The sequence below is a fragment of the Kitasatospora sp. MAA4 genome (assembly GCF_029893355.1).
In the GTDB taxonomy this organism is placed as follows: domain Bacteria; phylum Actinomycetota; class Actinomycetes; order Streptomycetales; family Streptomycetaceae; genus Kitasatospora.
The window spans coordinates 73,713-97,425 of record NZ_JARZAI010000018.1 but is presented as its reverse complement, the minus strand read 5'-3'; the positions used below and the strand labels follow the sequence as shown (position 1 = coordinate 97,425).

The window sequence follows — 23,713 nt, the reverse complement described above, 5'->3', positions numbered from 1 at the left end:
CGGGCGGCAGCGGAAGCGATACACCCGAAGTGGCCGACGACCCGGTCCAGGCCGTCCCACTTCCCGTCCCCACCGAGGCGCCTGAGCCCGAGTCCGAGTCCGCGCCCACCCCCGTGCTGCCCGCCGACGCGCCGCCCACCGAGGGCCTGCTCGGCCACCCCGTCCCGCCCGCCGACCAGGTCCCGGTCATCCCGTTCGCGCCGCCGCCGGTGGAGACCGCCGGCCTGCTCGGGCACCCGGCCGAGACCACCGAGCGGCTCGACCTGCTCGGCGCCGGCTCCGACGACACGCTCACCCCCGAGGTCTGGCGCGCCGTCGGCTACAGCCCGCCGACCGGCCTGGCCGTCCCCAGCCTGCGCGCCGGTGCCCCGGGCGCCGGCCCCTGGCCGGACCGGATGCGCACCCTGCTGCGCACCCCGATGTCCGAGCGCCCCGCCTTCGAACGCACCCCGCGCGAGCCGAAGCCCGAGGCCACCGCCCGGAACGTCCCGCGGATCCTCGACCTCACCCTGCGGATCGGCGAGCTGCTGCTCGCCAGCGGCGAGAGCGCCGAGGACGCCGAGGCGGCCATGCTCGGCGTCACGCACGCCTACGACCTGGACCGCTGCGAGCCGCAGGTCACCTTCACGCTGATCTCGATCTCCTACCAGCCGTCGCTGGTCGAGCCGCCGGTCACGGCGGCCCGGGTGGTCCGCCGCCGCACCTCCGACTACACCCGGCTGGCCGCGGTCTACCGGCTGGTCGCCGACATCACGGCCGAGAAGATCACGGTCAACGACGCCTACCGCCGGCTCGCCGTGATCCGCCGCAACCGCCACCCCTACCCGGTCTGGCTGATCTCGCTGACCACCGGACTGCTGGCCGGCGCGGCCACTTTCCTGGTCGGCGGTCAGATCGACGCCAAGGCCTGGCTGGTCTTCGTCAACGCCTTCATCGGCGCCGTCATCGGCGACCGGCTGGCCTCCCTGGTGGCCAGCCGCGGACTGCCGGAGTTCTACCAGTTCGTGCTCGCCGCGATGCCCGCCGCCGCCACCGGCATCGTCCTCTCGCTGCACGAGGCCGGACTGCGCGGCTCGGTGGCGATCACCGGTGGCCTGTTCGCGCTGCTGCCGGGACGCGCGCTGGTCGCGGCCGTCCAGGACGGTCTGACCGGCTTCTACATCACCGCCGCCGCCCGGCTGCTGGAAGTCGTCTACCTGGTGGCGGGCATCGTGATCGGCGTGATGCTGATCCTCTACGTCGGGGTCAGCTTCGACGCCCACCTCAGACCCGACGAGTCGCTGATCGGGTACTACAACCCGCCGATCCAGCTGCTCGCCGCGATGTTCCTCACGCTGGCCTTCGCGATGCTGCTGCAGACCGACCGCCGCACCCTGCCGATGGTCACCCTGAACAGCGGCATCGGCTGGTCCGTCTACGGCGTGCTGGTCTACAACGCCCACGTCTCGCCGATCCTGGCCACCGGGATAGCGGCCGGAGTGGTCGGCCTCTTCGGCCAGCTGATGGCCCGCTACCGCTCGGCCTCCGCGCTGCCGTACATGACCGCCGCCCTCGGCCCGCTGATGCCCGGTTCGGCGCTCTACCTCGGGATGCTCGCCTTCGCCCAGGGCCACTCCTCGGCCGGACTGGTCTCGATCAGCCGGGCGGCGGCGCTGGCCATGGCGCTGGCGATCGGGGTGAACCTCGGAGGCGAGGTGGCCCGGCTCTTCATGAAGGTCCCCGGCCTCGGCACGGAGGGCCGCCTCGCGCCCTACCTCGCCGCGCCCCGCCGTGCGGCGAAACGTACCCGGGGCTTCTGACCGGACGTTAGAGCCTGTGTCTGCCGTACCAACGCGAGGACGTACCGCCCATGCACCTTCCCGACCTGGTGGAGAGCTACCGCGACCACATCGTGGTGCCGCACAAGCAGCCGCTGTTCCTCCTGCTGGTCGGGTTCATCAGCTCCTTCGTCCTGATCCGGGTCAGCGTGCGGCTGATCCGGGCCCAGGTCCGCTGGTGGCCGGGAAACTTCACGCCCGGCGGCCTGCACATCCACCACATGGTCTTCGGCGTCGGCTGCCTGCTGGTGGCCGGCATCGGCGTCTTCGCGACCAGCGGCGGGCACCCCTGGATCGACTGGTTCGGGCTGCTCTTCGGGGTGGGCTGCGGGCTGGTGCTCGACGAGTTCGCGCTGATCCTGCACCTGGAGGACGTCTACTGGAGTGAGCAGGGCCGCAAGTCGGTGGACGCGGTGATCCTCGGCATCCTGGTGACCGCGCTGCTGCTGACCGGCTACGTCCCGCTCGGCGTGGTGCCCGGGCAGTCGTCCTCGGACTGGTTCGGCCGCTGGGGCCCGTTCGCGCTGATCGCGGTCAACGCGGTGATGTCGATCGTCGCGCTGGTGAAGGGCAAGCTCTGGACCGGGCTGCTCGGCATCATGGTGCCCGGCCTCTCCTGGCTCGGCGCCGTCCGCCTCGCCCGGCCCTCCAGCCCCTGGGCGCGCTGGCGGTACGCGGACCGGCCGCGCCGCCGGGCCCGCGCGCTGCGCCGTGAACGGCTGCTGCACCGGCGCGCGGACCTGGTCCGCAGGTGGGTCTTCGACCTCATCGCCGGGGCTCCCGACAAGGTCCCGGCGCACCACGCCGCGACCCACCGGGTCGCCGAACGGATGGCGGCCCGCGCCACCGCCCACCTCGACGCCCGTACGGCCGGCGCCGCCGAACGCGGCCCCGAGCACCGCCGCCGCACCGTCCAGGCCGGCCGGGCCCGCCCGTACGGGACCCGGGCGCCGCGCAGGCTGCCCTGACGTCCTGTCCCCAATCTCACCCGCTCGGCGGCATGGGGTTGGCATTGACGGATCGTCATGTTTGAGAATATTACGTCGAGTGACTGAATTGTCACGTCATGGGATATTTGGCTGATCGTCAGACGGAGAGGCATCTCTCGTGGCACGCAGGCTCCTTCCCGCTCTCCTCCTGGTGCTGACCACCCTGGTCGGGCCCGCCCTGGGACCCGCCACGGCCGTCGCCGGGCCCGTTCCGAGCCGCATGCCGCACGCCGCCCTTCCCGTGGACGACCCAGCCGACGGGACCTATCCATCGACCGACACGATCGACCGCGCGAAGGCGGACGCCGACCGCAGGTCCGCGGCGGCCACCGCCGCCGAGACGCAGCTCGCCGGCGCACAGGCCGAACTCGACCAGGCCGGCCGGCTCGCCGAGCAGGCCGTCGAGGCCTACGACGGCGCGCAGGTCCGCCTCGCCAAGGCCCGGACCGACGCCGCCGACGCGGCCCGCCGCTGCGCCGAGGCACAGGCCGCCCGGGCCGCCGCCGCCGATGACGCCGCCGCCCTCGCCGCAGCCACCTACCGGGCCGGCAGCACCCCCGAACTCGCCGCCATCAACGCCCTGCTCGGCGCCAGCGGCCCGCGCGCCGTCACCGACCAGGCGGTCGCAGTCGGCGCGGCGGGTGCCGACACCCGCCGGATCCTGGACGCGGCGACCTCCACCGCCGCCGCCGCGACCCAGGCCACCCGCGCCGCGAACGCCGCCGCCGACCAGGCCGCGCGCGCGGCCGAGACGGTCGAACGGGCCAAGTCGCAGGCGCAGTCCCGGCTGACGGCCCAGCAGGTCCTGGTCACCGAACTCGGCAAGCAGCGCGAACGCCTGCTCGGCGAACTCGCCACCGCCCGCAACACCACGGTGGACCTGGAGCGCCAACGCCTGGAGGCCCTGGAGGCCCTCGCCGCCCGCCAGGCCGAGCAGGCCGCCCAGGCCGCAGCCGCCGCCCATGCCGCGGCCGACGCCGCCCGCCACCCCGCCCCCGCCGAGTCCGCCCACGACGCCGTCGGGTCGGAACCGGCCGCGGCCGCCGCCATCGACTTCGCCCGCTCCAAGATCGGCCTGCCCTACATCTGGGGCGGCGAGGGCCCGGACGGCTATGACTGCTCCGGCCTGACCATGCTCGCCTGGCAGCAGGGCGGCAAGCACCTCACCCACTTCGCCGCCGACCAGTACGCCGAGTCCACCCCCGTCGACTACCCCCGACTCCGCCCCGGCGACCTCATCTTCTGGACCCACACCGGCCGCGCTGCCGACATCTACCACGTCGCCATCTACCTCGGCGACGACCAGATGATCGAAGCCCCCCGCCCAGGCATGGCCATCAAACAGGCCAGCCTCTGGATCATGGGCCGCCCCGACTTCTACGCCCGCCCGTAGCGCCTGCCCGGACGGTTGTAGGGACTCATCGCACTCTGCGCTTTCTCATCGCTTCTTCGCCTACTTTGCGCGGGGCGAAGAACCGATGAGACAACTGCGCTGGCGGCAGCGATGAGGTCGAGTGCGCTCGTGGAGCGCCTTTCTGACGGTAGCGGTCTCCTGGACGGAAGGTCACTCGACGCGGGGGAGTTCCGGCGAGCCGGTCAGGGCCTGGTACCGGGTGAAGGCTTCCTGGGCGTCGGGGACGAAGGACGGGCTGCGGATCGCGTCCCGGAGTTCGGCTTCGGTGAGCCAGGCGTGCCAGGCGACCTCCGAGGCATCCGGCGTGATCGGCTGGGTGATGGTGGCCTCGTGCACGCCCAGCCAGTAGGGGCTGATCACTCCGCGGCAGAGGTACTTGAAGACGAGCCGTGCGGAGGCGCGGACACCGATCTCCTCGGCGAGTTCCCGGGCCGCTGCGGCCTCGTATGTCTCACCCACGTTGACGGCGCCGCCCAGCAGCCAGTTGTACTGGCCGGGAAAGCGGGAGTCGTCGTCGGGACGTCGATGGACCAGGATCCGGCCCTCCGAGTCGCGGCAGACGGTCGTCGCGACGCGATGCAGCCACCGTTGGCGGATCGCCTCGCTCCGCTCCACGACTGCCAGTACGTGATCTTCCTCGTCAACGCGTTCCACCAGTTCGGCCACGGCGCACACGATGCCAGACGGCACTGACAGGTCCTCCCCGAAGAATGCGCAAAGAAGATGGGCCAGAACCCGCGCAACATCAGCGAGACCGCCGACAACAGCCCAGCTCACGCCGATGTCGAACGATGATCACTACGAGTCCCTACAACGGTGTGTCAGAGGACCGCGAGCCGGTCCACCAGCAGCTCCAGCCGCTGCTCGGCTTCCGGCGGCGGCAGTCGTCCGGCCCGGGTCAGGGTGGCCAGGCCGTGCAGGGCCGCCCAGAACACCTCGGTGAACAGTCCCGGGTGGACGCCGTCCCCGGCGACCTCGCCGAGGCTTTCCAACAGGGCGGCGAAGCCGTCCTTCAGCGGTTCCGGGGTGTCCTCGGCCGCGAAGGCCAGGCCGCCGTCGAGCTGGAACATGGCGTCGTAGACCGCCGGGTTGCGTTCGGCGAAGTCGAGGTAGGTGCGGGCGAGGGCGGTGACCCGGGTGCGGGGGCCGTCCGCGCCGGTGGTCGCGGCCCGCAGCGCTGCGGCCATCTCGGAGGCACCCTCCAGGGCGACGGCGCCGATGATCTCGCGCTTGCCGCGGAAGTGGCTGTAGAGGACGGGCTGGCTGTACTCGATGCGCTCGGCGAGCCGACGGGTGGTGACCGCGTCCCAGCCCTGCTGCTCGGCGAGTTCGCGGGCCGTCGCCACGATGAGGCGCTCGCGGCTCGCCCGTTCGCGTTCCTTGCGTTCCTGTACCGACATGATTCGATCCTAGCACCGCTAGACAGACGAGCGGCAGTAGTACTAGCGTTGCCTCATCACCTAGCAGCGCTAGATCAGTGGAGGGGTCATCATGCTCGAGGCACTCAAGGTCGTCACCACCGTCGTCGTCGGAGTGATGGCGGGGGTGGAGTTCTCCGTCGCCTTCGTCATCAACCCGATCCTCAGCGCACTCCCCGACGACAGCCGCGTGCTCGGCCGCGCCCACGGGGGCCGGATGCTCGGCGCCGTGATGCCGGTCTGGTACATCGGCTCGCTCGTCCTGAGCGCGATCTGGGCCGTCGCCGGATGGCACCGCCACGGCGCAGGCCTGGTCGTCATCGCCGCCGCGCTGCTGATCCTCAGCGTGATCATGTCGCTCCTGCTGCTCGTCCCGATCAACAACCGGAGCAAGACGTGGACCGCCGAGAACCGGCCCGAGGACTGGAAGGAGCAGGAGAACCGCTGGGACCGCTTCCACTACGCCCGCGTCGCCGTCATCATCGCCGCCTTCACCCTGCTGGCCGCCGCCCTCGCCTGAGCCGCCACACCGCCCTCGGCTTTGCTTGGCAGCAGTGGCGGGGGGTCACTGGTACGGCTGCCAGTCGTCGCGGTAGGCCGTGGAGTTGCCGGCGAGGCGCCAGCTGCGGCGGCGTTGGGTCAGGGTCCAGGTCTCGGGGGCATGCCGGACGGCGTCGATCCAGGCGGCGAGTTCGGGGAGGGCGTGCTGCCGGAGGGCGTTCCGGGCCTCGGCCCGATCGGTGGCCGGGAGCGGGACGATGCCGATTCCCACGCTGCGCGGCGGGCTGGAGTGGCTGCCGGCGAAACTGTAGTTGGAGGAGATCGGCGGGTTCCAAATGACCGTCAGCAGAGTCCCGTCGTCCATGGGGCGCTCGTGGAAACTCAGGGAGTAGACGCCCGCCTCCGGTACACCCAGGACGGTGCGGATGTCGGTTGTGGTGAGCGGCCACGACTGATCACGCGGCAGGCGGCGGTTTCTGGCTGGCACGGCCCCGAGGATGGCATGCGTCCGGGTGGAAGCGCACCCGCCTTTCGATCGGGCGACCGGACGGTGGCCAAGGGGAAAATCGGGTGCCGGATTTGTCCGGTCGTCGTACGGTGGCCGGATGAGCACCCAAATGCCGCGCAGCGGAGAAACGACGCCGGGGCACGCCACTGCGGACGCGGCGGGGGTCGGCGCCGGATCGGTCGACGGCGTCGAGATCCGGGCCGTCGGGGAGGCGGACCTGGGTGCCTGGGGCGCGGCGGTCAGCACCGGGTTCATGCGGCCCGGCGTGCCGGTGGCAGTGGAGTTCCGTCGGCTGCGGCTCTTCCCCGGACGGACGCTCGGCGCGTTCGACGGTGACCGCTGTGTCGCCACCTACCGCAGCTTCCCCACCGAACTGACGCTTCCCGGCGGTGCGTTGCTGCCGGTCTCGGCGATCACCGGGGTCACCACGACCCAGACGCACCGCCGGCGCGGCCTGCTCACCACGATGATGCGCCAGGACCTCGACGCCTCGCGCGAGCGCGGCGAGGCCGTCGCGATCCTGGTCGCCGCCGAGTACGGCATCTACGGCCGGTACGGCTTCGGCCCGGCGACCCGGCAGCACGGCTGGGAGATCGACATCGCCCGCTCAGGCGGTCTGCGCGCGGACCTGCCGGAGGCGGCCGGCGGCCGACTGGAACTGATCAGCATGACCGAACTGGGCAAGCTCGGGCCCGAGTTCCACGAGCGGTGGCGACGTACCCACCCGGGTGCCATCGCCCGTGACGAGTCCTTCTGGAAGGTCGCCAACGGCGAGATCACCCCGCCGGGCTCCGACTGGAAGGAGCCGTTCGCGCTCGTCCACCGCACCGCTGAGGGCACGGTCACCGGTCTGGTCGTCTATGCGGTCGAGGACGTCTGGGACCACAGCAACCCGAACTGCCCGCTGACCGTGAAGGACTTCCTGGCCATCGACCAGCCGACCGCCAACACGCTCTGGCGGTACGTCTTCTCGGTCGACTGGGTCCGCCGGGTGATCGTCCAGAACATCGGACCGGACGACCCGCTGCCGCTGCTGCTGGGCAACCCGCGTGCGGCCGTCCCGTACGAGGAGAACTTCGACCTCATGTGGCTGCGGGTCCTCGACGTCCCGGCGGCCTTCGGCGCCCGGACGTACGCGAGCGCCGGGCGGGTCGTCCTGGACGTCGCCGACCGGGACGGATACGCCGCGGGCCGCTGGGCACTGGAGACCGACGCCGACGGCACCGGGCGCGCGGTCCCGACCACCGAGGACGCGGACCTCGCCCTGTCCGCGTCCGCACTCGGCACGCTCTACCTCGGCGCCGAGTCGGCCGCCCGGCTCGCGGCGGCGTCGCTCGTCACCGAGCGGCGGCCCGGCGCAGCTGCCGCGCTCGACCTGATGCTGTGCACGCCGCTGAAGGCGTGGAACCCCGACAGCTTCTGACCGGGTCGGTGGTCATCCAGCAGTGGTGGTAGTACGCGTTTCGGTGGAACGCTGCCTGTTGAGCTGATCAGGCAGCGTTCCACCATACGGTCCTACCGACTCTGGGTGCGCCCGATGGTCGGGAGTATGAAGTCGTGGATCAGCCCCTTGGCATCCCGCACGATCGGGCGGAACACCCGGTAGCGCGACAGGTTGATGACTCGTCCGGCCAGCGGCGTGGACCGTCGGACGAACTCCCGGGTCCGCTCGGTGTCCGGTGTCCGGTCGAACACCCAGTACAGGACCACAATCATGAGGTGGAGCCAGAGCAACTCCGGTAGCAAGTCAGCAAGTTCGCTGTCCAGCTTGGGGGCGAGCTCTGAGCCTGTCAGTACCTCGTGGAACAACTCGACTGACTTGGCCCGGGCGGGGTGGGACTCGTTCGAGAACGGGCTGAGCGAGCTTGTCGGGTCGGCTGCCGTACGGAAGAACTGGGACGCGAATCCGTGATACTCCGCCGCGCAGTCGATCCAGGAGGTGAGAGCAATCTCGAGACGTTCCGAAAAGTCTTTTTTGCCCGCCATTCGATTTCTGGCATCGGCCGCATGCTCGTAAGTCATTTGGTCGTAGAATCCTTGAATCAAGAATTCTTTCGACGCAAAATAGTAATATGCATTGCCGACTGAGACACCGGCCTCGGCGGCGATGGCGCGCATGGTGGTCTTGTCGTAGCCGCGCTCCTTGAACAGGCGCATTGCGGTGTCCAGGATCAGGGCGCGGGTCTGCTCGCTCTTGTCGGTCTTCGGGAGCGCCCGCCCTCCAGGAAGTTGCGGGGGCGTCGGGGGCTGCTCGCCTGTACTGGGGCTTCCGCTGGCGCTGTTGCTGGGCTCATCCACGTTGGCTGAGCTTGCCGGGGTGTCGGTCATGCGCTCACGACTCCTGAAAGCTCGCCCTGCCTGGAAGTCGTCAAGGCCGTTCCGAGGGTTCGCATTGTGGCGGTGTCCAGGATCAGGGCGCGGATCTGCTCGCTCTTGTCGGTCTTGGGCAGCGCCCGGCCGCCGCGGACCTCGGGCTGCCGCGGGGGGTGTGAGGGCGGTGTGGGCAGCTGGTCGTCGGTGGGCCGGCCGCCGGGGCCAGGGGCGCCGGGGCGGGGGGTTTCGTTGCTGCCGGTGTCTGTTGCCACTGCGTCGTCCACGATGGTTGAGCCTAGCCGGGGACCGGGCAGGTCCCGTCGCTACATCCCGCGGAGCCGGCGTCGTACTCCGGGGCCGGTAGCTCGGCTAGGTCCGGTTGATCCGGTAGGCCGGGTCGGGCGGTACCGGGTGCCCCCTCCGCACCCGGTGCCGCCCGACCTGCCCGACCTCCCCGGTCCGCCCCTGTCGCAGCGCGGTACTTGCTCGCTGCGAAGGCCGCCGCTCGGGCGAGCGGCAGACCGGCCGGGGTGCTGAGCCGCTGGGCGAGTGGCCGGTGCTCGGCCAGCGCCCAGAGGCAGGCGACGAAGGCGTGCGGACCACGCCAGACCTCGCCGGTGTTCGCGACCACGGTGATCTCGCCGAGCGAGGCGTCGTGGTCGAGCTGTGGATAGCGCGCCTGCGCCTCCGCGGAGGCCGCCGCGACGAACTCCAGTGGGACGAGCTGGGGCTGTCCGCGGAGCCAGGCGGTGAGGTTGCGGCAGAGCAGGCAGCCAGGATCGTGCAGGACGGTCAGGCGGGTGACGGCCGGGCCGGCCGCGCTGTGGTGATCGGTCATCGGGTGGTGCCACCTTCCGGCTGTCCGGCGTCCCGGCCGCGGGGTTCCCCGGCTGGGTGGAGCGGCTGGGCTGGGTGGGGCGGCGAGGTCGCCCCGGGGTCAGGCCTTGGCCGGCTGGGTCCAGCCCTGGGGAGCGACCGGCGGGCGGTGCTGGCGGTCGAGTGCCCCGCGGCGGCGGATCCGGTTCAGCACGTACACGTTGGCCAGGTGCACCAGGCCGAGGATCAGCAGCACCGAGCCGAGCTTCACCGAGAGGGCGTCGAAGACCCCCTGGAGGTTGACGACCTGCGATCCGTTCTTCATCCACAGGACGACGAACCCCAGGTTGAGCAGGTAGAACCCGACCACCAGCAGGTTGTTGACCGCATCGGCGAGGGCACCGTCCCCGGCGAAGACGTCGGCCAGGAAGACCTTGCCGTTCCGGGTGAGGGCGCGGGCGACCCAGACCGTGACGCCGGTGGCGACGGGCAGGTAGGCGGCATAGCTGACGACTGTGTAGTCCATCGGGACCACTCCGTTTCGAACGTGTTCAAAACCTCCTGGTCGTGACTGTAGACCTGTTTTTGAACGTGTTCAAGCTTGGAATGGGTGATCGACCGTGTGGCAGGCTCGGGGTGTGAACGAAGCGAAGTCCGTCCCCCCTGCCGCCGTTGCCGTATCGATCCGCGTGGGAGGGGTCGGCGACGCCGCGGCGGTGGCCGCGCTGCACGCCGAGAGCTGGGCCGTCGCGTACGACGGGATCGTCCCGGCGGCCGCGCTGGGCGCCGGGCTGCTCGGGGAGCGGGAGGCGCTGTGGGAGATCCGGCTCGGCGTCGACTACGGCGAGCCCGCCAACACTCCGCGGCTGCTGGTGGCGGAGAGTGCGCCGGGGCGGCTGGTGGGCTTCGCCTACCTCGTTCCGCAGCCGGATGGCCGGCTGCTGCTGGACAACCTGCATGTCCGGCCCGGCCTGACGGGCGCCGGCATCGGCGGCGAGCTGCTGCGGGAGGCGCGCGCGTGGGCCGGGGCGGAGCATTCCGGTGCGGCGCTCTATCTGGAGGTGCTGCGGGAGAACCACCGCGCTGTCGCGTTCTACGAGCGGGCGGGCGGGGTGCGCACGGATGAGCGGTGGGCGGTGTTTCCGGGGGGCTTCGAGTTGCCGGAGTACGAGTACACGTGGGCGTAGCGGAAGGTGGGACGGAGGACGGCTGACAGATATCGTCAGCCGTCAGCCGTCAGCCGTCAGCCGTCAGCCGTCAGCCGTCAGCCGTCAGTGGTTAGCTCGCGTCTCGCGCGTGTCGGCCGAGGAGGCGCGAGCCCGTCAGTGTGACCAGCAGGGCGAGGGCGGCGGCCGCGGCGGAGAGGGCGTAGCCGGCGGCCGGGCCGGCGTGCTGGGAGGCGAGGCCGCCGGCGGCCGAGCCCGCCGAGATGCCGGTCACGATGCCGGAGACGGCCAGCGCCATGCCCTCGTTCAGCGTGCCCGTCGGCAGGATCTGCTGGAGCAGCGTCATGCCGGTCACCATGGTCGGCGCTGTCCCGGTGCCCGCCGTGAAGAGGACGACGGCCAGTACTCCCACCCCCGCGCCGAGGCCGGCCGCCGCGAGCGGGAGGAGCATCAGCCCGGTCATCGCCGTGAGTCCGAGCAGGAAGCGGACGACCGGGCTTCGCCGGGCCGGCCACAACCCGAACACCAGGCCCGACACGCACGATCCGCCCGCCAGCAACCCCAGCAGTCCGCCTGCCGCGGTCTGCTGCCCGCGCCCGCCGAGGTAGGCGAGGGTGGTGACCTCCAGCGATCCGAATACCATCCCGACGGCCAGGAAGGCGGCGACCAGGACCACGGTGCCGGGCGCCCGCAGCGGAGAGCGGGGGAGGTTCGCGGGGCTGCCCGAGACCGGTGGTTCGGTCCGGCGCTGGGCCGCGAAGAGCAGGGCGCCCACCGTGGACAGCACGGTGGAGGCCAGCACCCCGGCCTCGGGGAAGAGCCGGGTGCAGAGCAGGATCCCGAGGACGGGTCCGGCCATGAAGCAGAGTTCGTCCAGCGCCTGTTCCAGGGAGTTGGCGGTGCTGCGGGCTGCCGGGTCGTCCCGCAGCAGGTGGGTCCAGCGGGCCCGGGCCATGCCGCCGATGTTCGGCCCGGCGGAGGAGGCGAGGGCGCAGGCGAAGAGCGTCCAAGCGGCCGCTCCGACGTGGACGCACACCAGCAGTGCGACGCGGGGGAGGGCGGTGAGCAGGATCGCGGGCACGGTGACCCGGGCCTGGCCGTGGCGGTCTACCAGCCGTCCCAGCAGCGGCATGCCGACGGCCGTCCCGACAAGTCCGGCAGCCGAGACCGAGCCGGCCAGCGCGTACGAGCCGCGCCGGTCGGCGATCATGGCGAGCATGCTGACGCCCAGCATGCCGAAGGAGAGCCGGCTGAGCAGTCCGTAGCAGGTGAAGGCGGCCGCGCCGGGTAGGGCGAGGAGTCGGCGGTACGACGAGAACACAGGGCTCCAGGCGGAGGAAGGGGGAGGAAGAGGAGAACCCTCAGCCTGGGCCGCGCGCGTACTGCTGGTCCAACACCTGTTCGGGAGCATTGACGCACTCACGTTGTTAATCTGCTGCCATGCCCGTCGACCTGCACCCTCGTCTGCTGCGCGGCTTCGTGGTGACCGCGGAGACTCTGCACTTCGGCCAGGCGGCTGCTCGCCTGCACCTGGCTCAGCAGGCGCTGAGCCGGGACATTCGTACGCTGGAGCGGCTGCTCGGCCGTGAGCTCTTCGTCCGGACCACGCGCAGCGTGGCGCTCACCCCGGCGGGTGAGCAACTGCTGCCGCAGGCACGCCGCTTGCTCAGTCTGCAGGAGGAGATGCTCGCCCCGGCGGCGGATCGGCCGCTCCTGGTCGACCTCAACAGTGCGGTGACCGGCGACGACCTGACGGCGGACCGGATCCTGGCCGCGGCTCGTGCGGCCGATCCCCAGGCCGAGCTCCTGGCCCGCTATCACGGTGGACTCGCCTCTGCGGCGCGTGAGTTGGTCGCCCACCGGCTGGACGTCTCGTTCGGTTGCTTCAGCGGTCTGCCGACTGCCGTGCGCGATCAGCTGTCCCATCTCCCGGTCAGGCTGGAGCGGTTGGCGGTGATGCTGCCGCAGGGACATCCGCTCGCGCGGCACAGCGCGGTGCGGGTGGCGGAGCTGGTCGGCCATCCGGTGGACATCTGTGCCGGGAACCCGGCCACCACCGAGTGGACCGACTTCGGTGAACGCCTGCTGGCTGCCCACGGGTTGACGGCCGCCGCGCCGTTCACGCCACCGGTGGGAGCGGACGAGACGGCCCGCTACATCGCCCGGCACGGCGACCCGATGCTGACCACCCTGGGCGGTCCGGAGCTCGCCGGCACGGTGACTCGTCCGCTGGTCGATCCGGTGCCGCTCACCCTGGTCGGCATGGTGTGCCGAAAGGGCTGTGCCGGTAGGGGAGTTGAACTGCTGCGCGGTCAGGCGCGGGAGATCGGGGCGCGGGAGGGCTGGTTGCTGCGTCCGCAGGGGAGCTGGCTCTCCGCCGAGGACGCCGAGTTGCTCGGCGGCATGTGATCGGCGGCATGTGATCGGCGAGGGTGGCCGGGGGCGGCGGGGGGAGTTGCCACCCCGATCCGCCGCCCCGGACGGTCACTTGTCGGCGATGAGCTTGCCGGCCGCGCCCCAGCTGTCGGTGGGCACCTCGTGGATCCAGACCTGAACCGTCTCGGCCGGGATCTGGTAGGCGTCCACGAAGGCGTCGGTGATCCGGGCGACCAGGTCGCGCTTGAGCTCGACGTCGCGGGGGCCCTGCTGAACGGTGACGATCGGCATGATCTGCTCCTTGATCGATCGGCCGGCACCGGCTGTTCCGGTGCGTTCTGCCTACGGGGAACAGTTCATCGCGGGACACCGGCCCTGACCCAGACCCGAATCACTCTCGCAGCGATCACGAATCCTGATCGTCACTGGTCAGCTGGGCTCGGCAGGCCTCCAGGAGCAGGTCGAGTCCGGTCGCGGCGGCCGGCGCCGATCCGGCACTGCGGCGGACCGCGAGCGAGGTCGGCAGCGCCAGCCCGGGCGAGGCGAACGGGACGAAGGCGACCCGGGGGATCCGCATGATCCGCGCGTTGGCGCCGTAGACGACCGTCCACATCGGAGTGCCGGACCCGATCGCGGCCAGGGTGTCCTGCAGGGTGCTGGAGGTCGGGCCCGGGATCGGCTCGAAGCCCGCCTGCTGGCAGCCGCCGAGGACGAGGTCGACCAGCGCCGGGTGGTTGCGGCGCTCGGTGAGGCGCAACGGCAGTTCGGCGAGGTCGGCCAGGCGCAGCGAGTCGCGCTCCGCGAGTGGGTGCCTGCCGGGAACAGCGGCCACCAACTCGTCCTGCCAGAGCGGCAGATACCGCAGCTCCGGGGAGTCCGGCGGGACCGCTCCGCGGACGAACGCGGCGTCCAGGCGACCGTCCGCCAGCTGGGCCAGCCGCTCCTTGATCGGCAGTGCGGCCAACTCCACTCGCAGGCCGGGGGCGTGCTGGTCGAAGGCGTCCAGGATCCGGTCCAGGCGCTCGCCGAGGCCGGTGATGGTGCCGAGGCGGAAGGTGCCGAGCCGCCCGGCCGCGAGATCGGCGGCGACCGCGCGGGCCGCGTCCTCGGCGCTCAGCACCGCTCGGGCGGCAGGCAGAAACGCCTCACCGGCCGGCGTGAGCCGGACCAGGCGAGGCGTCCGGTCGAACAGGTCGACCCTCAACTCCCTTTCGAGCCGCCGGATCTGCTGGCTGACGGCGGGTTGCCCGATCAGCAGCCGCTCGGCGGCCCGTCCGAAGTGCAGTTCCTCCGCCACCGTGACGAAGTACCGCAACTGGCGCAGTTCCACAGCCCCTCCGCTCTTCCGGTCTCCCCGGGACATCCTGCCCGAGGCGCAGCGGGCGGAGAGGCCGGGGGAGGCCGGAAGAGCGGAGGGGCGGGACGGGGTGTCAGCCGGCCCGGACAGCGGAGATGTCGAAGCTCAGCTTGACCTTCTCGCCGATCAGCACCCCTCCGGTCTCCAGCGCGGCGTTGTAGCTCAGGCCGAAGTCGGTCCGGTCGACGGTGGCCGTGCCCTCGAAGCCGACCCGCTCGATGCCGTAGGGGTCGGTCGCGGTGCCGGTGAACTCCAGGTTCAGGACGACCGGGCGGGTGGTGGCCTTGATGGTGAGGTCGCCGGTCAGCCGGTAGGTGTCGGCGTCGATCTGCTGGGTGGAGGTGCTGCGGAAGGCGATCTCCGGGAAGGCCTCGGCCTCGAAGAAGTCACCCGTGCGCAGGTGTCCGTCGCGCTGCTCGTTGCCGGTGTCGACGCTGGCGACCTTGATGACCAGCTCGGCGCGGGAGTCGGCCGGGTCGCCGCCGTCGAGGTGCAGCTTGCCGTCGTAGTCGGTGAACTCGCCGCGGACGTTGGTGACCATCGCGTGGCGGACGGCGAAGCCGATCCTGCTGTGCGTGGCGTCGATGACGTAGTCACCGGTGAGGTGCGACAGGTCGGTGCCGGGGGTGGTGGCGTGGCTCGGTGCCCCCGGCAGGGTGGCGGTGGCGGATTCGGTGACGGTCTTGCGGCTGAACAGGCCCATGGCTCCTCCTGAGGTCCGAAGCCATTTGTTTAGGCTTCAACTTGTTCTCCACCGTAGCGCGCTTTGGTTCAATGTTCAACCATCTGGTGAATCGGGATGTCGCAGGTCGCGGCTACGCTGCAAGGAGACTGTTCGCAGACCGGAGGGCCGGGTTCTATGTTCGCCGTACACGGCCTCTGGCTGGCGGGCGGGCGGCTCGCCCTCTGGGCCGAGGATGCGCGAGCCCTGGCCGCCGCGCGCGGGCCGGTCCCCGGCGGGCCCGATGCGGTGCGCCCGCACCCGTACGCCTGTCCGGCCGGCCTGCTGGCGGAGCTGCTGGCCGGGATCGGGCCCAGGCTGGAGTGGCTGGCTGGGCAGGCGCCGGAGCGCTGGGCGACGCTGGCGCTGCCCTCGCTCAGCGGCTCGCCCAGTCCCTCGCCCGAGCTGCTCGGCACGCGGGGTGCCAGTGGTGTCTCGCTGCGTTCCTGGCGGGTGCCGGCGCTGCTCTTCGAATCGGCCGAGGCGGCTCAGCTGCTGGGCGAACTATTCGATCCCCGTTGGGCGTTGAGCAGCTCCGAGCTGCCGGGGGCCGGGCGGGTGGATGTCGCGTACGGGGCGTCGCTGCGCTGGCTCACCGGCGTGCACGACCTCGCCTGGCGGCTGGCCGGGCGGGGGCGGGTCCTGCCGGCCCTGGTGCGCGAGGGTGGGGTGCCGCACGCGCGCTGGCGGCCGGTGCTGAACGCTGCCGAGCGGCGCGAGGCCACGGCGCTGGCGGACGGTTGCCCGCCGGTCTGCCGCGGCGAGCGGGACGGCGGCGATCTGCTCGGCGAGGTGCTCGACGTGCTGACCGACCGCGAGGTGCGCGCCGCGCTGGCCGAGCAGCCGCAGGCGCTCCGGCTGCCGCCGCTCCCCGATCCCCTGGAGGCCGCGGACGGCCGCGAGCGGCTGGCGGAACGCTGGTTCGTGGCGCTCGGTGCCGCCGACGGCCGGATCGCCGTCGACGCGGCACCGGGGACGGCTGCCGATCCCGAGGCGTTCGACGCGCTGGCCGGCCGCCTCGCCGCCTGGTACGCCTCCGGAGGGCCCGCCGCCGAGTCGGTCCGGCTCTGCTTCCGCCTGGTCGAACCGCTCGGCCCCGACCCCACCGACCCCGAGGGCCGCCCTTCCGACGACCACTGGCGGCTGGACTTCCTGCTCCAGGCCGCCGACGAGCCCTCGCTGCTCGTCCAGACCGCGGATCTGTGGGCCGGCGGCGCGGCGCTCGCCGCCTTCGAGCGCAAGACCGACGACCCGCAGGCCGCCTACCTGGCCGAGCTGGACCGCGCGGTGCGCTGCCGCAGCGAGCTGCGGCCCGCACTGCGCAGCGCCCGCCCGGACTCGCTGGCGCTGGACCGGGCGGGCGCGCTCGCCTTCCTGCGCGAGGCGGCGCCGGTGCTGACCGCAGCCGGGTTCGGCGTGCTGCTGCCGACCTGGTGGCAGCGGCCGCCGCGGCTGGGCATGGCGCTCGCCGCTCGGGTGGCCGCGCCCGGCGCGGTGGAGACGCCCGGGCAGGTCGACCGCGACGCCGTGGTGGCCTTCCACTGGCAGGCAGCGCTGGACGGAAAGCCGCTCACCGCTGAGCAGTTGGCCGATCTGGCCGCGGCCAAGGAGGGACTGGTCCGGGTCCGCGGTCAGTGGGTGGAGGTGGACGCGCAGCAGATCGCCGCTGCCGTCGCCTTCCTCTCCCGTGAGGGGCGCGGCGAGACGACGCCGGGACGGCTGCTGCGGCTAGCGCTCGATCCGGAGGCCGTCGTCGGCGGTCTGCCGGTCACCTCCGTCCGGGCCGCAGGCGTGCTCGGCGGACTGCTCCGCGCGCAGGTGGACGGCGGCGAGGACCGCGCGGACACCGCAGTGTCCACGGCGGTGCCGCTGCCCGACAGCTTCGGGACCGCGCTGCGCCCGTACCAGGAACGCGGGGTGGCCTGGCTGCGGTCGCTCACCCGGCTGGGTCTGGGGGCGGTGCTCGCCGATGACATGGGCCTGGGCAAGACCGTGCAGACGCTGGCCCTGCTCAGCGCCGAACAGGCCGAGCAGGCGGAGCAGGCCGAGCAGGCGGGGCGGCCGGGGTCTGCCGAAGTGGGACCGACCCTGCTGGTCTGCCCGATGTCGCTGGTCGGCAACTGGCGGCGCGAGACAGCCCGGTTCGCGCCGTCCCTGCGGGTGCATGTCCAGCACGGCGCCGAACGGCCCACGGGCGACGAGCTGCGCGCCGCCGTGAGCGCGGCGGACCTGGTGATCACCACGTACGGGCTGGTCCAGCGTGACGCCGAGCAGCTGCGCCGCATCCCCTGGCGCCGGGTGATCGCCGACGAGGCGCAGATGGTCAAGAACAGCGCCACCGCCCAGTCCAGAGCGCTGCGTTCACTTCCGGCCGACCATCGGATCGCACTGACCGGCACGCCGGTGGAGAACCGGCTCGCCGAGCTGCACGCCATCCTCGACTTCGCCAACCCCGGGCTGCTCGGCTCGGCTTCGGCCTTCAGGGAGCGCTATTCGATCCCGGTGGAGCAGCACGCGAACGCCGAGCGGCTCGCCGAACTCCGGCGCCGCACCGGCCCGTTCATCCTGCGACGGTTGAAGGGCGACCCCGGGGTGGCCGCCGAGCTGCCGGCCAAGCAGGAGATGACGGTCTGGTGCACGCTCACCACCGAACAGGCCGGCCTCTACCAGGCCGTGGTGGCAGACCTGTTGCACCGGGTGCAGGGGATCAAGGGCGTCGAGCGCAAGGGGACCGTCCTTGCGGCGATCGGCAAGCTCAAGCAAGTGTGCAACCACCCGGCCCAGTTGCTGCACGACCGCTCGGCGGTGGCCGGCCGGTCCGGCAAGCTGGCGCGGCTGGAGGAGACCCTGGAGGCCGCCCTGGCCGAGGGCGACCGCACCCTGGTCTTCACCCAGTACGCCGAGTTCGGCACGATGCTGCACCGCCACCTGGCCGAACGGCTGGACACCGAGGTGCTCTACCTGCACGGGAGCCTCAGCGCGCGCCGCCGCGAGGAGCTTATCGCCCGCTTCCAGGAGCGGGACGGGCCCGGCGTCTTCCTGCTCTCGCTCAAGGCGGGCGGCACCGGACTCAATCTGACGGCGGCCAACCAGGTGATCCACCTGGACCGTTGGTGGAACCCGGCGGTCGAGCAGCAGGCCACCGACCGGGCCCACCGGATCGGTCAGCAGCGGGACGTTCAGGTGCGCACCTTCGTGTGCGTCGGCACGGTGGAGGAGCGGATCGCGGAGATGATCGAATCCAAGCGCGCGCTCGCGCAGACGGTGGTCGGCGGTGGCGGCGAGCGGTGGCTCACCGAGCTCTCCGTCGAGGAGCTGCGCGAACTGGTCACCCTCTCGGAGGAGGCGGTCGCGGAATGACGGATCGCGCGATCGACCGCCTGGAGGGTTACTGGCTGGGCGAGTTCGTCCTCGGCGAGGCGGCCGAGGCCGACGCGGAGGGGGCGGACGCGCCAGTGCTCCCGGTCGACCGGCTGTCGCCTCCGGAGATCACCGTGCGGGGACGGAACCTGGCGGTGCTGCTGGCTCCCGCCTACCGGGCGATGACCTCGTGACCGATCCTGCTCAAGCCGCAGCAGCCGTCCGGCTTGACCCTCGACCTGGTCGAGACTCCAGAGTCATCGGCATGGAGAGCGAGATGCGCAGTATCGGCCGGCTGGCCCGCGAGAGCGGCCTGACCGTCAGTGCGCTGCGGTTCTACGACGGCGCCGGTGTCCTCGGACCCGCCTGGGTGGATCCGCAGAGCGGCTACCGCTGGTACGCACCGTCCCAGTTGGCCGACGCCCGGCTGATCTGCCGGTTGCGCCGGGTCGGACTGCCGCTGGCCGACATCCGGCTGGTGCTGGCCGAGCCCGCCGGTTCGACGGCCGCCCGCAGTGCGCTCGACGCGCACCTGCGTCGGCTGGAGGACGGCCTGGCCGATGCGCGCCGCGAACTCTCCTCCGTCCGAGTCCTGCTCGACCAGAGGGAGCACCCGATGACCACGTCCACCCCCACCGTCCGACTCACCCTGGACCGCGGCGAGTTGGCCGCCGCGCTGGCCGCCGTGCGCTTCGCGGTGAGCGCAGACCCGGAGCTGCCGATGCTCGGCGGCGTCCTGTTCGACCTGGACGGCGACGTGCTGCGCCTGGTCGCCACCGACCGGTACCGGATCGCGGTCGCCGAGGCCGCCGCGCAGCGTCTGCCGGGGTCCGGCGGCAACGACGTCGACGCGGCGGCAGGCGGGTCGAGCGTGCTGGTGCCCGCCGGGCTGGCCGACGAGATCCGTGGACTGGCGGAGGCTGTCGGCGCCGACGAGCTGACCGTGCTGGTCGGCGGCGGGCGGGTGGCCGTCTCGGCGGACGGGCGCTCGGTCGAGGGTGACACCCTGGACCTCGACTTCCCCGACTACCGCCGCCTGCTGCGCCTGGAGACCACCCACCGGGTCGCGATCGAGGCGGCCGAACTGCGCCGGGCGGTGTCGGACGGCCCGACCCGCAGCAGCGCCTCCGCCCCGGACGGCACCGAGGTCGCGGCCACCGTCCTCGTGGTCGACGCGGCGGGGAACGTCCGGGTCGCCGACGACGTCGAACCCACGGCGGACACCGCGGCCGACACCGACCTGCGGGTCGCGGTGAACCAGGAGTTCCTGCTGGAGGCGCTGGCCGTCGGCACCCAGAGTCAGCTCGTGCTCGAACTCGGCGGTGCGATCAGCCCGTTGGCGATTCGACCGGCGGCCGGCGAGGGTGCCTTCTCGCTCCTGATGCCGATCCGGCTCGGCTGACACCCGCTCCGCTACTGCCCGGTGCGCCGGCGGACGGTCGCCTTCGCCTCCTCCGGCAGGGCGTCGGCGGCCAGCAGGCGCGGCAGCAGGTCCGGCTCCAGGGTCAGCGCACGGAAGCTGAGCGCGACGGTCACGTCATGGTCGGGCCGGTGCACGATCTCGACCGGATCGCCGGCCCGGATGTCGCCCGGCTCGATCACCCGCAGATACGCCCCGGGCAGCGCGGCCTGGGTGAACCGCTTGATCCAGCCCGCCCGTTCCAGCCAGCCCTGGAACGTCCCGCACGGGATCCTCGGGCAGGAGACCTCCAGGACGACTGTCGTCCCGATCCGCCAGCGCTCCCCGATCAGGGCGCCGTTCACGTCGACGCCGAGGGTGGTCAGGTTCTCCCCGAAGGAGCCGGAGGCGAGCCGCCTGCCCAACTCGGGCTCCCACCGGTCGAGATCCTCCCGGGCGTAGGCATACACGGCCTGGTCGGAACCGCCGTGGTTCCGCAGGTCGTAGACCCGGTCGCCGGCCAGCCCGACCGCGCCGGTGCCCCGGGGACCGGGCTCGCTGACGGCCACCGGGCCGTCGACGGGCCGCTTGTCGATGCCGGTCTCGGCGGCGCCCTTCCACGGGTTCGGCCGAGGCCTGCCGACATTGACCGAGAGCAGCTTCATACTCCCGACGCTACGTTCCACCGCAGGCCGGGGCCACCGGATATCCGCCTGCCCCGGATCGGGTTGAGAGGATCCCGGCATGGAATTCGATGACGCCACGGAGTTGCGCCGGCAGTGCGCCGAACGGCTCGGCGAGAAGGCCGGCGGGCAGTTCGCGGCCATGGCCCGCCGCGGCTTCCGGCTGAGCCCTGCGACGGACACCACGCAGGCCGCCGGCCGCTGCCGGCTCGGCGGACCCGCGCTTCTCGAACCGGGCACCCCCTGGCCCGAACTGGACGGCGTCCCGCTGTCGCTGCTCGCCGTACTCGACACCGACGCCCTCGCTGCCTGGCTCGGGGACGAACTGCCCACGCGGCCGGGCCTGCTCAACTTCTTCTCCCTCGATCCGGACGTGCCGTACGAGGTGTACCGGGAACTGGACACCTACCGGCCCGAGGCGTACCGGGTGGTTCCCGCCGATCCCGGGCGGGCGGTCGAGATCGCCGCACCCGTACCGGCGAGGAGCTATCCGGCCACCTCCGTCCACGCCGCCGAGGTCACCATGCTCCCGGACTGCTGGGACGTCGAGGACGGTGACGTCGACTTCGATGCGGACGAGCACTGGGGCGCGGCGTCGCTCATCCTCACCGAGATGGCAGACCTCGACGGCAACACCGCCGACAGCCACTGCGCCTTCGGTTGGCCCGACACCTCCTACACGCTCCGGGTGACCTCCCGCGACGCCGACGGGCCTGCGATCCATCTGCTCCAGCTCGCGTCGGATGCGCAGCTCGGGTGGGGCTGGGGTGACGTCGGAACGCTCTACTTCACGATCCCAGTGAAGGCGTTCACCGAGGGTGACTTCAGTAAGGCCACGGCGGAGGGGCAGTGCTGTTGATTCAGCCTCGAATCGCAGGTCAGGCGTGGAGCCACTGCTCGTTCGTGGAGCCCTGGCAGTCCCAGATGTCGAGCTGGGTGCCGCCGGTCTGCCAGCCGGGGACGTCGAGGCACCTGCCGGAGGCGGGGTTGACGAGTTCGTGCTTGCCGTCGGGTACCCATTGCTGGTTGGCGAAGCCGTTGCAGTTCCACAGTTCGACGGGGTTGCCGTTGGCGGTGCCGGCGTTGCGAACGTCCAGGCACATTCCGGCAGGTGTCCGGACGGTGTTTCCGACGATGGTCCACATCTGCGGGGCGGTGCCGTTGCACGCGTAGGCGTCGACCTTCGCGCCGGCGGCGCCGTTCCCGGCGTAGTCGTCCAGGCAGTAGCCGGGGATTCCTGAGGTGATGGGGGCCCGGTTGCGGTAGATGATGTCGTCCATCAGGGCCCAGCCGGGGAAGTCCATCATGACGACGCCGAGGTGGCCGCCGTTGCCGCCGCCGCTGTTGAGGTAGTTCATCAGGTCGATGTTCACGCCGGGGGCCCGGAAGCCCCCGGCGACGTTCGCCGGGAAGGTCCCGTACGGCACACAGTTCGCCGATGTGTAGGTCACGAACGTGGAGTGGTTGGTGTTCTGGGCCGCCTGATTGAGGTTGCTCTGTACGGCGCTCCACTTCTGCGGCTGGTTGCAGACCGAGTAGGCGTCCTCCTTGTTGTCGTTGTACCCGGAGATGCCGTAGCCGTAGTCACCGCCCTGGGGCCCCTCGAAGCTGGTCAGCACGATCTTTCCGCGGGCCTGGTTGAGCGTCGGCATGCCGGTCGGGTGGCCCGGGACCACCGAGGAGCCGTAGAAGAGACCTGAGTACTGGGCCACGTACTGGTTGAAGATGGTTTCGCGCGTGCTCTGGTCGACCGTCGAGGGATCGTCGGTGCAACTCCCTGTCTGTCCTGTGCATTCGGAGTGGAGACGCATCAGGATCGTCTCGCTGGGATAGGCGCTCAGGAAGGCTCGCGCCTTTGTCAGGACGTCGTCGAAGTTCGCGTTCTGGTAGTAGCTGCCGTGGTGGATGGCGAACTTGCCGCCGATGACCCGGACTCGGATGTCGATGGCGCGGATGCCGCGTTGTAGCTGAGTTGTCAGGGTTGCCGCGCTGTCGCCGTAGTTCTGCTGGGTCTGGACCCACTCACCACCGTGGAGGGCGAGTGTCTCGTGGGTACCGGGGATGGACATGTCCGACAGCGAGGTGTCGCCGGGTACGGAAGCCATCCAGTTCGCGTGCCAGGACGGTCCGATGTTGTTGAAAGCGTCGTTGTTCGATGTTCCGTTTGCCGCGGCGGGGTCGGCCGCGACCAACGGGGTGAGGGCGAGTACGGCGAGGACCATCGCGGCGCGTGCGGCGCGGTTCGCGCCTCGGCGCAGGGCGGTGCGGAACTTGCGGCCGAGTGCTGGTGGTTGCGTCACAGGAGGCCTCTCGAGGAACGGAAATCAGGTCCGTGCCCTGGATATCGCGGCCGGAGCACTGCCGTGAAGGAGCGATACGCGCAGACTCGGTGCCCGCACGGGCAGCCCCGGTAGCGCGAGCTGGCGCTAGCGGCCTGCTTGCATTTGCAAGCACCTGGGGGCAGACTCCTGGTATGGCCTCACTGAATGTCGGCTCGCTCGGCGAGTACATCCGCGAGCAGCGACGCAGCGCGCAGTACTCGCTGCGGCAGTTGGCGGAGGTCGCGGGGGTTTCCAACCCGTACCTCAGCCAGATCGAGCGCGGGCTGCGCAAGCCGAGCGCGGAGATTCTGCAGCAGATCGCCAAGGCGCTGCGGATCTCGGCCGAGACGCTCTACGTCCAGGCCGGAATCCTGGAGGAGCGGCCCGGTGAGGGGCTCGAGTTGCGGGCCTCGATTCTGGCCGATCCGTTCATCAGCGAGCAGCAGAAGCACGCGCTGCTCGCGGTGTACGAGGCCTTCCTGAAGGAGAACGGCCTCAAGGAGGGTGCGCACGGCGAGACTCGGGCACCCGTGGCCGACGACTGAGGACGCGGT

24 protein-coding genes are annotated in these 23,713 nt (G+C 71.6%); 12 read left to right on the top strand and 12 right to left on the bottom strand.

The features are described from left to right. Positions 1–29 precede the first annotated feature (29 nt). From P3T37_RS23860 to P3T37_RS23850, 3 genes are all read left to right on the top strand, one after another. On the top strand, positions 30–1,799 hold the full coding sequence (locus tag P3T37_RS23860) for a threonine/serine exporter family protein (protein ID WP_280725857.1): 1,770 nt from the start codon (positions 30–32) through the stop codon (positions 1,797–1,799). A 50-nt stretch (positions 1,800–1,849) separates the two neighbouring features. Beyond that, a complete protein-coding gene (locus P3T37_RS23855) occupies positions 1,850–2,785 on the top strand; it encodes a hypothetical protein (RefSeq protein WP_280725856.1) in 936 nt (311 codons plus the stop codon). A 139-nt stretch (positions 2,786–2,924) separates the two neighbouring features. Continuing rightward, positions 2,925–4,199, top strand: coding sequence for a C40 family peptidase (locus P3T37_RS23850; RefSeq protein WP_280725855.1), 1,275 nt, complete (start codon positions 2,925–2,927; stop codon positions 4,197–4,199). Between the two features lie 171 nt (positions 4,200–4,370). Here P3T37_RS23850 and P3T37_RS23845 read toward each other — a convergent pair whose 3' ends face one another. Continuing rightward, positions 4,371–4,886 (bottom strand): NUDIX domain-containing protein, encoded by a 516-nt coding sequence (locus tag P3T37_RS23845; protein ID WP_280725854.1) that lies wholly within the window; start codon positions 4,884–4,886, stop codon positions 4,371–4,373. A gap of 155 nt (positions 4,887–5,041) precedes the next feature. Beyond that, positions 5,042–5,620, bottom strand: a complete 579-nt coding sequence (locus tag P3T37_RS23840; RefSeq protein WP_280725853.1) for a TetR/AcrR family transcriptional regulator — start codon at positions 5,618–5,620, stop codon at positions 5,042–5,044. A gap of 91 nt (positions 5,621–5,711) precedes the next feature. On the opposite strand from P3T37_RS23840, the gene P3T37_RS23835 reads away from it, so the two are divergent. Further along, positions 5,712–6,158, top strand: a complete 447-nt coding sequence (locus P3T37_RS23835; protein WP_280725851.1) for a DUF1772 domain-containing protein — start codon at positions 5,712–5,714, stop codon at positions 6,156–6,158. Positions 6,159–6,203: 45 nt separating this feature from the next. On the opposite strand, the gene P3T37_RS23830 is transcribed toward P3T37_RS23835, so the two are convergent. After that, a complete protein-coding gene (locus tag P3T37_RS23830; RefSeq protein ID WP_280725850.1) occupies positions 6,204–6,626 on the bottom strand; it encodes a hypothetical protein in 423 nt (140 codons plus the stop codon). Positions 6,627–6,744: 118 nt separating this feature from the next. Between P3T37_RS23830 and P3T37_RS23825 the strand changes: the two genes are divergently transcribed. Next, positions 6,745–8,070, top strand: a complete 1,326-nt coding sequence (locus tag P3T37_RS23825) for a GNAT family N-acetyltransferase (RefSeq protein ID WP_280725849.1) — start codon at positions 6,745–6,747, stop codon at positions 8,068–8,070. 92 nt (positions 8,071–8,162) lie between these two features. Here P3T37_RS23825 and P3T37_RS23820 read toward each other — a convergent pair whose 3' ends face one another. The 3 genes from P3T37_RS23820 to P3T37_RS23810 form a co-directional block, all read right to left on the bottom strand. Then, entirely contained in the window at positions 8,163–8,975 is an 813-nt protein-coding gene (locus P3T37_RS23820; RefSeq protein WP_280725848.1) for a TetR family transcriptional regulator, read from the bottom strand. Positions 8,976–9,255: 280 nt separating this feature from the next. Continuing rightward, positions 9,256–9,798, bottom strand: coding sequence for a DCC1-like thiol-disulfide oxidoreductase family protein (locus tag P3T37_RS23815; RefSeq protein WP_280725847.1), 543 nt, complete (start codon positions 9,796–9,798; stop codon positions 9,256–9,258). A gap of 99 nt (positions 9,799–9,897) precedes the next feature. Next, on the bottom strand, positions 9,898–10,302 hold the full coding sequence (locus tag P3T37_RS23810) for a hypothetical protein (protein WP_280725846.1): 405 nt from the start codon (positions 10,300–10,302) through the stop codon (positions 9,898–9,900). A gap of 112 nt (positions 10,303–10,414) precedes the next feature. Between P3T37_RS23810 and P3T37_RS23805 the strand changes: the two genes are divergently transcribed. Next, the gene (locus P3T37_RS23805) at positions 10,415–10,963 is read left to right on the top strand and encodes a GNAT family N-acetyltransferase (RefSeq protein WP_280725845.1); all 549 of its coding nucleotides are present in this window, start codon (positions 10,415–10,417) and stop codon (positions 10,961–10,963) included. Between the two features lie 91 nt (positions 10,964–11,054). Here P3T37_RS23805 and P3T37_RS23800 read toward each other — a convergent pair whose 3' ends face one another. Further along, complete coding sequence (locus P3T37_RS23800) at positions 11,055–12,263, bottom strand: MFS transporter (protein WP_280725844.1); 1,209 nt, start codon at positions 12,261–12,263, stop codon at positions 11,055–11,057. A 119-nt stretch (positions 12,264–12,382) separates the two neighbouring features. Here P3T37_RS23800 and P3T37_RS23795 point away from each other — a divergent pair, with 119 nt between their 5' ends. Next, positions 12,383–13,351, top strand: coding sequence for a LysR family transcriptional regulator (locus P3T37_RS23795; RefSeq protein ID WP_280725843.1), 969 nt, complete (start codon positions 12,383–12,385; stop codon positions 13,349–13,351). 75 nt (positions 13,352–13,426) lie between these two features. Here P3T37_RS23795 and dmpI read toward each other — a convergent pair whose 3' ends face one another. The 3 genes from dmpI to P3T37_RS23780 form a co-directional block, all read right to left on the bottom strand. Then, positions 13,427–13,609 (bottom strand): 4-oxalocrotonate tautomerase DmpI, encoded by a 183-nt coding sequence (dmpI, locus tag P3T37_RS23790; RefSeq protein WP_280725842.1) that lies wholly within the window; start codon positions 13,607–13,609, stop codon positions 13,427–13,429. 115 nt (positions 13,610–13,724) lie between these two features. Further along, positions 13,725–14,648: a LysR family transcriptional regulator gene (locus tag P3T37_RS23785; RefSeq protein ID WP_280725841.1), complete on the bottom strand. Its 924-nt coding sequence runs from the start codon at positions 14,646–14,648 to the stop codon at positions 13,725–13,727. A gap of 100 nt (positions 14,649–14,748) precedes the next feature. Further along, positions 14,749–15,378 carry a YceI family protein gene (locus tag P3T37_RS23780; RefSeq protein WP_280725840.1) on the bottom strand — a complete coding sequence of 210 codons (630 nt, stop codon included), beginning with the start codon at positions 15,376–15,378 and terminating at the stop codon, positions 14,749–14,751. Between the two features lie 156 nt (positions 15,379–15,534). Between P3T37_RS23780 and P3T37_RS23775 the strand changes: the two genes are divergently transcribed. The 3 genes from P3T37_RS23775 to P3T37_RS23765 all read left to right on the top strand — a co-directional run bounded on the left by P3T37_RS23775 (position 15,535) and on the right by P3T37_RS23765 (position 20,158). Next, complete coding sequence (locus P3T37_RS23775) at positions 15,535–18,756, top strand: DEAD/DEAH box helicase (protein ID WP_280725839.1); 3,222 nt, start codon at positions 15,535–15,537, stop codon at positions 18,754–18,756. Next, positions 18,753–18,950: a hypothetical protein gene (locus tag P3T37_RS23770; RefSeq protein WP_280725838.1), complete on the top strand. Its 198-nt coding sequence runs from the start codon at positions 18,753–18,755 to the stop codon at positions 18,948–18,950. Before P3T37_RS23775 ends, P3T37_RS23770 begins: the two co-directional genes overlap by 4 nt. A gap of 71 nt (positions 18,951–19,021) precedes the next feature. Then, positions 19,022–20,158, top strand: coding sequence for a MerR family transcriptional regulator (locus P3T37_RS23765; RefSeq protein WP_280725835.1), 1,137 nt, complete (start codon positions 19,022–19,024; stop codon positions 20,156–20,158). 11 nt (positions 20,159–20,169) lie between these two features. On the opposite strand, the gene P3T37_RS23760 is transcribed toward P3T37_RS23765, so the two are convergent. Next, positions 20,170–20,820: an MOSC domain-containing protein gene (locus P3T37_RS23760; RefSeq protein ID WP_280725834.1), complete on the bottom strand. Its 651-nt coding sequence runs from the start codon at positions 20,818–20,820 to the stop codon at positions 20,170–20,172. 79 nt (positions 20,821–20,899) lie between these two features. Here P3T37_RS23760 and P3T37_RS23755 point away from each other — a divergent pair, with 79 nt between their 5' ends. Then, complete coding sequence (locus tag P3T37_RS23755) at positions 20,900–21,697, top strand: YwqG family protein (RefSeq protein ID WP_280725833.1); 798 nt, start codon at positions 20,900–20,902, stop codon at positions 21,695–21,697. A gap of 19 nt (positions 21,698–21,716) precedes the next feature. Here P3T37_RS23755 and P3T37_RS23750 read toward each other — a convergent pair whose 3' ends face one another. Then, complete coding sequence (locus P3T37_RS23750; protein WP_280725832.1) at positions 21,717–23,138, bottom strand: phosphatidylinositol-specific phospholipase C domain-containing protein; 1,422 nt, start codon at positions 23,136–23,138, stop codon at positions 21,717–21,719. A gap of 173 nt (positions 23,139–23,311) precedes the next feature. On the opposite strand from P3T37_RS23750, the gene P3T37_RS23745 reads away from it, so the two are divergent. Further along, complete coding sequence (locus tag P3T37_RS23745; protein ID WP_280725831.1) at positions 23,312–23,704, top strand: helix-turn-helix transcriptional regulator; 393 nt, start codon at positions 23,312–23,314, stop codon at positions 23,702–23,704. The last annotated feature ends 9 nt before the right edge of the window (positions 23,705–23,713 follow it).